General features: G+C 60.2%; 3 protein-coding genes. All 3 read right to left on the reverse strand.

All coding sequences use genetic code 11. The features are described from left to right. Genes E7681_RS18065 through E7681_RS18075 form a run of 3 tightly spaced genes read right to left on the reverse strand, consistent with a single transcriptional unit; the run spans position 1 to position 8,715 of the window. Positions 1 to 4,902 carry an Eco57I restriction-modification methylase domain-containing protein gene (locus E7681_RS18065; RefSeq protein WP_168733250.1) on the reverse strand — a complete coding sequence of 1,634 codons (4,902 nt, stop codon included), beginning with the start codon at positions 4,900 to 4,902 and terminating at the stop codon, positions 1 to 3. Between the two features lie 4 nt (positions 4,903 to 4,906). After that, complete coding sequence (locus E7681_RS18070) at positions 4,907 to 7,858, reverse strand: DEAD/DEAH box helicase (RefSeq protein WP_136340659.1); 2,952 nt, start codon at positions 7,856 to 7,858, stop codon at positions 4,907 to 4,909. Further along, on the reverse strand, positions 7,855 to 8,715 hold the full coding sequence (locus E7681_RS18075; protein WP_136340660.1) for a WYL domain-containing transcriptional regulator: 861 nt from the start codon (positions 8,713 to 8,715) through the stop codon (positions 7,855 to 7,857). The genes E7681_RS18070 and E7681_RS18075 overlap by 4 nt, the downstream gene beginning before the upstream one ends. Positions 8,716 to 8,857 lie beyond the last annotated feature (142 nt).

Below are 8,857 nucleotides of genomic sequence, written 5' to 3' on the forward strand. Positions count from 1 at the left end.
TCAGGCGGCCTCTTCGGATTTCAGCCGCTCGAAATGAGCCCAGGCGCGGCGGTAGTCCTCGATCCGGTCGCACTGGGTGAAGGGGCCGACGAAGTGGCGGGTGACGGTGCGCGGGCCGCCGGGCATCGTGTCGTCGATGGCGGTGCAGGTCAGCTCGGACGGGTTTTCGGCGAGAATCTTTTCCCATGCCGCACGGCCAGGGCTCTTGCCCTTTTCATCGAGCCAGCCGACACTAGGCAAGCCCTTTGATCGCGTCCAGACGATCCGGCCGTTCTGATCGTACCAAGTAGCGGCCTCATTCTCATTCAAGATCGGAAAGTATATTCGATATATTTCAATCAATTGTTCAAGGTTGAGGCCAAAAGCCATAGAAACCAAGACATCGATTTCTACCAATGCCAGTCTACGAGAATATTCGGTACGCAACGCTACTGAACGGTTCCAAGTTGACCTATCTTTACCATACGCAAGACCCTCGAGCCGGTTATCTTCTGAGGACCAAGTAGTTGGAGCTGAGTTTGGCGCGTGCCGCTCCCAAAGGTCTGAGTAAGTGTCCGACAAGCAAGAGAGCACGAGAGCCCTGTGACGAGCAGTCTTGTCAAGCTTTGCCCACGGGAGTCTTCTAGCATCCTTGTCGTGAAGATTGAGCTTGCCACCGGCCTTGATCAGAAAATCAAAAGGTATGGAGAATAGTAGAGCCGCTGCGTTAAGAAGATCATCTTCATTTGCGAACGCAATACTCTCCACGCTATTGACGTGCATAACGCCGGGAGGAATTATGCAAGAAACGAGACTTCTTTCGTTCGTCAAGCCAATCATAGCTCGTATGGCAAGCCTGTAAAAATCTGAGTGCCGTCTGGAATGATCCCATACACATCGCGTCATTCGACTACGATAATCGGATATCTCTATCGCGGGATGATAATTAGTACGAGGAAGATAGTCACCAGGCGCGTCAACAAGATCAATTACATTGTAGGCTTTGTTTGAATTGCAGATCGCCTTTGGCGATTTGTAGAAAGGATTGCCGACATAGAAAAGCGGCCCCTGCAAAACCATTTCACTAGCCAACCGGAAGCCTGTTTCACGCAGGATTGTTCCATCTTTCTGGGAGGAAGTTTCATTCCAGCCTGCGGACATTTGCCACCCAGCAACGCGGCGCGCAGCCGCTCCATCGGATACGCTTTGGATTGCACTCTCTAGCTTTGTTGCCGATGCCATCCGTTTAAAAACAGTCATCGTGTCGCTGGAATAGGGTGGGATAAAGCGAGTTTGATTCACAGGAACCCCGTCCAGCTCTGCCAGCTCATGAATAACCGACAGATTGACCTTATCCATGTGGACAATGCGCTTGCGGTGGCCGGTCACATTCCATGAGCCATCAGCGAGCTTGCTTCCGGGGATCTCCCCTACACCGTCATGCAGATAGGAGTCTTCAATTTGAGACGGCAAAAACGCACCTGAAAACAAGTCGAAGCTCGGTTCACTATCTACGCCGCGGTATATATTGACTGAGAATCGAATTTTGTTGTTCACCTCAGAAAAGTTTTTACTCTTAATTTCATTTCTTATTTCAAAGTACTTTGCAATTCGACGGTACCAACTGATGCGAAAGCCGGCAGAGTTTGGGTCAGTTAAATGGCCATCTTGATGAATTATGGCGGCATATCCCATTTTAGCTGTTAAACGTAGTGAAAGATCTACAAAACAACGATAGAGGTTGTTTGAACCTCCTCCTGCGAAAGGGTTCATCACCTCAGACGAGGTTACCTCCATCGCCCCCCGGGTCGACACGAAATCCTGAAGGAAGGCCTCCACCGCCGGAACCAGGCGCCCCTCGCGCCGCACGGACGGCGCCTTCGGTAGCGCCTCGGGCAAGACCTTCTTCGCGTCCGACGCCGACAGTCCCGCATGAAGTGGGTCGATATCCGCCAGCACCAGTCCCTCGTTCCAAGACGGCTTGGCCCAGGGCGGGTTCCCGACGATCACGTCGAACCCGCCGCGCGCCTTCATGATGTCGGCGAAGATCAGGTCGAAATGCACGAAGCGCTCGCGCTCGGCGACTTCGACCGCGACACCGAGCCAGTCGAAGGTCTCGATCAACGCCTCGACATTCGTTTCGCGGAACAACCCATCCTGCCGCTTGGCGGCGGCCTTGAACAGGTCACGCGCGGGCGCGTCCGGCTCCATCAGATCAAGGAAGTCCGGGGCCGGATCGGCGAACTCGTCCATGCTGGGGGCGGCCAGTGATCCGTCCGGGGTAAAGCCCCCCTCCAGGATCATCGCCATGCCCTGCAGGAACTCGGCTCGGCTGGGCAGCAGGTCCGCCTTGTCCAGTGGCCAGAGCCAGAGGGCACACCACGCGTCCATCGCGGTCTTCAACCGCTTATAGGGAAGCGTGTTCGTGGCATGATCGGCCCCGATCAGGTGGGCGTTCAGCTTCTCCTTGGCGTGGAAGTCGAGGCCCTTGTTCCCAGCGATGACCTTGTCCGGCCAGAGCGTGATCGCGTCATTCGCCGCGGTCCGGGTCTTGGCGAGATCCTCCGCCACCTGATCGAACAGCGCCTCGGCGACCCGGCTGAGTTTCTGGACCAGCTTGACCTCGTGGGGTTCGAGCTTCTTGAAGAAGCCATCCTTGCGCCAGGCCTTGATCCGGTCCTGCGCATCTCCCGCGAAGGGGGCGATCGACTTGTCTTTGTCGAAGTTCGCCATGTCCTTGGCGGGGAGCAACCACTGCCACACATGGTTTTCCGGCAGGCGCTTGCGCCAGCCGATCTCGTCGGGTTTCGCGGTGAGCCAGAGGTCCTTCTGGGACCTTGCGTTGAGAAGCGCGGGGGCATAGGCGGCCCGGCGGGCGCCGATCAGGGAGTTCCCGGCGTGGAGCTGGTCCCCGAACCACGGGGAAAAGTCGCTCGCGTGCAGACTGTTCAGCCAGAGCGAGATCGCCCCGAGTTCCACGGCGATGGGGTTGAGGTCGACCCCGAAACAGTTCCGGTCCGCAATATAGGCCCGCACCCGCTGTTTCTCGAGGACGATCCGGTCCTGCGGGATCGTCTGGCCGGTCTCCTTCTGTTTCCGCTCGAGGTAGAGGTCGGCGAGCTGGTTCGTGGTTTCCACCAGAAAAGCCGCCGAGCCCATGGCGGGCTCGAGGATCTTGAGGTCCAGAAGTTCGTCGGCGGTCAGGTCCCGGCACCGCTCCATGAGCGCATGCTTCACGAGCAGCCGGGCGAGCGGTTCCGGTGTGTAATAGGAGGCGGATTTCTCCCGGTCCCGGCCCGCGAGGCGGTAGATGAAGGTGCCTTTCGGATAGACCAGCGCCTCTGAGCCGTTGAACACGATCTCCTCCGGGGCGAATTCGCCGATCCGGTTGCGCGGCACGAACCAACTTGGGGCCAGAGGATCAACCTTGTCGCGGCGGAAGGTGTCGTCCGGCTCCGTGTCGTCGTCCCCGAACAGATCTTCTTCGACGTCGTCATCCGCATCCGGGGTGTCCGCATCGTCCCCGTCCTCGACCGCGTCATTCGACCGGCCTTTGCGGGGCTTCAGCTCAATGAGGTCTGTCTTTGCGACGACCCCCGTGAAAGAAATAAGCGTTTCATAAACCGCGCCGAGCTGACCGATCCCGAGCTTCGCATAAGAGATCCGGCCCGTGCTCTTGCCGGTGGACCGGAGCGAGAGGAGCCGGATTACCTTCTGGATCGCCTCGTTGCGCAGCATCAGTCCGTTCAGAAGGGGCGTACTCGCCGGGTCGAGAAGGGATACCTTCACCGACGGCAGGCGCAGCCCGCTGCCCTTTTCCTCGTCGGCGAGATCAAGCCCGGTGTAGAGAAGCGTCAGCGTCCGCTGGAGGCTTTCCCAGAGGAAAGTTCCCTCCCGGTCTGCCGTGGTGCGCAGGGGCACCGACTCCAGATCGCGCAGCGTTTCCAGGGAATAACCTGTCGCATAGATCGGGTTCTTCAGGTCCAGCAGATTCAGCCGTGGGTTCGCCTCAGCGTAGAACAGGAACAGCATCCGGTACATGTAGCGCAGGCATTCGCGGGACAGCTCCGGCCCGTCGATCCAGACTCCCTTGTGTGTCCCACCGGTGACGTCGAGAACCTCTTGACCCAGAAGCTCAATAGCGTCCCGGACGGTCCGCTTCAGCGAGGTGGTGACGGCATTGGCGTTCCGCTGCGCCTCTTCTTCGAGCCGATCCGAGATCGGCGCACCCTGGTCCGGCACTCGGGCCTCCCGCGAGATCAGGCAGGCCATCACGGTCAGCGTGTCCCGGTCCGAGCGGGCGAAAATTTCCTGAAGATCGAACCGGAGGACAGACCGGGCCGGCCATTTCCTCTTGTCGATCAGCACGATCTGCGAAAGGCCGAGGACAAGAACATGGCGCGGTCCGTCGGCAAGTTCGAACACCCCTTCTGCCAAAATGGACTCGATCGTCCGGTCCAAAAGCGCCGCTTCGCCGGCATCGGCGAGAAACTGATCCGGCACAAAACACGCGCCGAGCGGATCCGCCGCCTCGTCCTCGGCGTCCGGAAGGGGCGACTCGATGATCCAGAGCGCATCCCGACCGGCTGCGTCCGCCACCCGGGAGATCAGTGGAATAACCGGTGCGCCTTCCATCGCGGTGAACGCGGCATCGCGTTTCCAGGCATACCCGAGTGCGCCCAACAGGGCGTGGTGCATCTCCCGGGTCAGTTCGGTCCTGCGTTCCAGGTCCGAACTGTTCCGGATCTGTCGAAGGCCTTCGATGCTCGAGGTGGCAACCCGGGACAACCGCTCAATCGGATGAGCAGACTTCTCAAGGCCCGCCCACCGCGCCGTGATATCAGAAAGCTCTTCCTTCAGAACATCTGAAAGCGTCCCGGACGGGAAGAACTCGGCTTCGTTTTCAATACCGATCAGATCCATCCGCTCACCCCACAAATACCGCTTTGACATCGACATAAGGGTTGGGGTCATCCACCATCAGGCGGGTCCGCTCAAACCACTCTGTCCAGTCCTTGAACAGGTCCTCGATCTTCTTCTCTTTCGCGCGCCGGATCGTCAGCCGCCTCTTTTCAAGTGCGCTGAGGCCTTCGGTGGACTCCGCGGCCTCACCGAGATCGAGCGTCAGCTGGGCCTGAAAACGGCGCTCCAGCTCCCCGAGCCGGGTCAGGACAGCGTCAAGGTCCTGCTGGATCAGGGCTGCGCGTTCTCTCCCGAGCCCGCGCAGATGGGTCTGGAACCGGTCTACAGCGGTTTCGATCGCAGCCTGCGCAGGGCCCAGATCCTCCACCGGACGACCAGGAGTATCCTGTGCGAGACGGACCCGGGCGATGAAGTCCGGCACCTCTTCGATACGAATATCCCCGTCCGCCCTCTGGATCACGACAGCCCACCGGTCGACAACCGGGGCACCGTTCGCGTTCGGGATCGCACCATGCATCACGACCGCGACCTCTCCCTTGGAGAGAGCACTCAGGGGCGCGACCGGAGCGGAATGCTCTGGGAAAAAGGTGCTGGCCCGGTCCGCGAACCATTCGAGGATCGGGTGACCATCCCAGAGGTACTGCACGGTCGGCCAGGACCGTTCCTGCATCTTCGCATGATCGATCGCCCGGTTGATCACCTGCGCCTGATCGGTCAACTCGACCCGGTCCCCGGCGCCGACCGCCTCTTCGGGCATGAAACGCCCATCGACCGCGCCCTCACTCGCATAGCCGAAACCATCCCGGGCCCGCATGTCATCCGGGATCGCGATCCGGATCGTCCGATCCCCCAGGGAGATGTCAGGCGCAGACGGGAAGGCCCGCTCTTCGGCGCGAGACAACCGGCCGATCATCGCGGCCGCATAGCTGAAGGTATCCGGGAAAAGGCGCGGCGGCGCGCCCTCGGTGGCGGTGTCTCCATCCGCCTTTGTCTCGGCCGGGGCCGCGTAGTCCCCAAAGAGGGCCGCGAACTCGTCATCGAGAGACATCTGTGTCTTCGCCTCGTCCGCGCGGGCGTTCATCTGGGCGTCGAACGCATCTGCGCCGATCCCGGCTGAGACCGCTTCCGCGACGACAGCCTCTTCCTCGTCAGCGTCGCCTTTCCCGAGGAAAACGGCCGGGTCTCCGACCCCGGACTGCGCCGCTTCATCTTTTTCGACCAGCTTTTCCAGGACCCACATCTGCCGCACCTTAGGATGTGTGCTCTCGCCCACAAAATAGGTGATCAGCGGCGGGCGATCCTGACCATATCGATCGATCCGGCCGTTACGCTGCTGGAACCGCAGGAGCGACCAGGGCAGGTCGAAATGGATGAGGCGATGGCACTGGAAGTGCAGGTTAAGCCCCTCGGAGGCCATGTCAGAGGCGATCAGGATCCGGATCGGGGACTTTTCCTGCCCGAAGGCGTCGATCACTTCCTGGGTCCGGACATCCGCTTCGACGCTACCCCCATCCACACGCGCCACCTGACCCTCAGACAGGTCCAGATCCGCCTGAAGGCGCTCTGCGAGCCAGGACACGGTGGCGATGCGTTCTGAAAAGATGACGATCCTGTCCCGCGGCGCCTTTCCGGTCCAACGCAGGTCCCGCAGCATTTTGAGAAGGTCCTGATACTTCCGGAAGGCCCCCGTATCGATCGCCGCCACCTGATCTGAGAGATCGCGGAGCCGATCCCGGTCCTCTTCCGTGCCACGGGCGGTTCCGTTCTCGATTCCGCGGATGCGCCTCTCTAGAGTCTCGAGGCAGGCAGCCGGGCTCGAGAAGATCGCTTTCGCCAGCGTGGTTCGGAACAGATCGATGGCGCGACCCCGGGTCGATTGTTCATCGAGATCCAGATGCAGCTCTGCGATCGACTGATAGGCGATTTCCTCTTCGGGGCTAAGCGGGAAGTTTCTGCGGACCAGTTGCCGCTTCGGGACCTGCTGCCCGATATCGGCGGCGACATTTTTGTCAGACCGGAACCGTCTGATAACCAGATCTTCGATATCCGATCGGTGCAACCGGGTTGGGTCCGGAACGCGCGTCGGATCCAGCATCTCGATCAGGCTCGCGAAACTCTCCTGCGACCCGTCGTGCGGGGTCGCGGTCAACAGGAGGAGCGAGTCGGTCCGCCGGGACAGAAGCTGCGCCAGCTCGGCCCGCTGAGAGTTCGACCCCGCTGCGGCTTTCCGGGCTGCAGCGTTATGCGCTTCGTCGATGATGATCAGGTCCCAGTACGAATGCTTGATCGCATCCCGGATCTGGGCGTCCCGTTTCAGCGTGTCGATCGACACGATGGACCGGTCGAACTGATCGAACACATTATAATGGGCGGGGATCCGGTTCCGCATGCGCCGGATCGCAGCGCTGTCCAGGCGCGACAGTGGGATCGAGAACCGGGTCCAGAACTCCTTCTGGAACTGGGTGAGCATCGCCCGTGTCGTGACAACGAGAATCCGATCCGCCCGGCCCCGAAGCGCCAGCTCCGACGTGATCAGGCCCGCTTCGAGGGTTTTCCCGAGGCCGACGTCATCCGCGATCAGCAGCCGAACCCGGTCCTGCGCGAGAGTCCGCTCCACCGGCAGGTGTTGAAACGGCAGGTCGTCGATCGCGGCCCGGCCGAGGGTCAGCGGCGTCCGCGTGGTGGTCGGGGTGTTCCGGAACGCGGCCTCGAGATGCAGTTTCGTGTCGATGAGACCGGAGGAGACATCCGGGACCAGCCGTACCGCCGCTGGGTCGAGGACCCGCGCGCCGTTTTCCAGATCCCAGACGAACCGGGCCTCCTTGTCGCGTACGAGACCGCTGAGGCCCCGGCAGTGGATTTCGCGAAACCCACGTTTGAGGGTGGAAGTTCCCAAGACCTTCCAGACGGCTGAACGCAGACTGACGACGGAACCGGGGTACGGTACAGGATTCATGCAGTATTTCCCCCAACTTCGTCCGGATTCAAGAGCACAATCTGTTGATCTTGCGGCTTTCTCGCTGTGGGATCGGTATCGAGCCCGAGGCGCCGTAAAGCATAATAAAGCAACGCTCGGCGCACCTTTATCTTCGCGCTGCCGCCACGCATCCCGTAGTCGAGTGCAATCACCTTTGCCTGCGTTTCCGAAAGCTCGGGGTGGGGGCCAACTTCGAGAGTGATTTCAGAATGCCAGTCACGGTCATCAGCGGCAGATACTTCGCTTTCGCGCGCCCCACGGATCTCGAGGATTCGTGAGAGCAGGAAGTCTTTGAAGTTTTCGTCACTCAGGCAAAAAGCGCGTGTATGCCAGCGGAACCCGTCGAACGCGATGGCATGGGGTGCAATCCAACGCCAGCGCGGTTCTGGGCTCGACAGGGACTGGTACTTTACCTCGATCTCCTCAGAATGCCGAATGGCACCAACGACAGAGCGGAGCGTTACCGGGTTCACGCCGCGAACGGGCGTCGGAGCTGAGGCAAAGGACGGCAAATTGGCGATCCAGGAATCTTCGCGGTCGAGGATGCCGTCAGCCACGGAGCGCAGTTGGGCGAGGTATCGGCTTGCGTCTGGTTCAAGAAAGTGGGGCTTGAACCCAGGGCCGGGGACATAGGTTCGGGCGCTTTTGTCGTAGAGCATGTTCTCCGGAGCGATGCCGATATAGCGGTTCAGGTCGGCGGACGCTTGGTTCACCGACAGACCGAACTGCTCCATCAGGTCGCTTCGGTTCACATATCCCTCCCAAAATAACCGGAACTCGATAAAGTCGAGACGCTGCACGACCCCCCAACGAAGCTCCGGCTTGTTGCTATCCACTTTGCACTCCCAATTTTGCGTGTAGGAAAAATGTACACGCCCATTTTCTGTGCTGTTGGAGATGTTAGAGGAGTGCTTCTGCGCAGGCAATCGAAAATACACGCAAAGCGGGAAAAGTTCGCGCTTCTATGGGTTTGAATAA

Source organism: Thalassobius vesicularis (genome assembly GCF_004799325.1).
GTDB lineage: Bacteria > Pseudomonadota > Alphaproteobacteria > Rhodobacterales > Rhodobacteraceae > Thalassobius > Thalassobius vesicularis.

Coding starts and splice junctions, on each gene's coding strand:
- E7681_RS18065 (WP_168733250.1), bottom strand. CDS start 4,902: ATGGATCTGATCGGTATTGAAAACGAAGCCGAGTTCTTCCCGTCCGGG.
- E7681_RS18070 (WP_136340659.1), bottom strand. CDS start 7,858: ATGAATCCTGTACCGTACCCCGGTTCCGTCGTCAGTCTGCGTTCAGCC.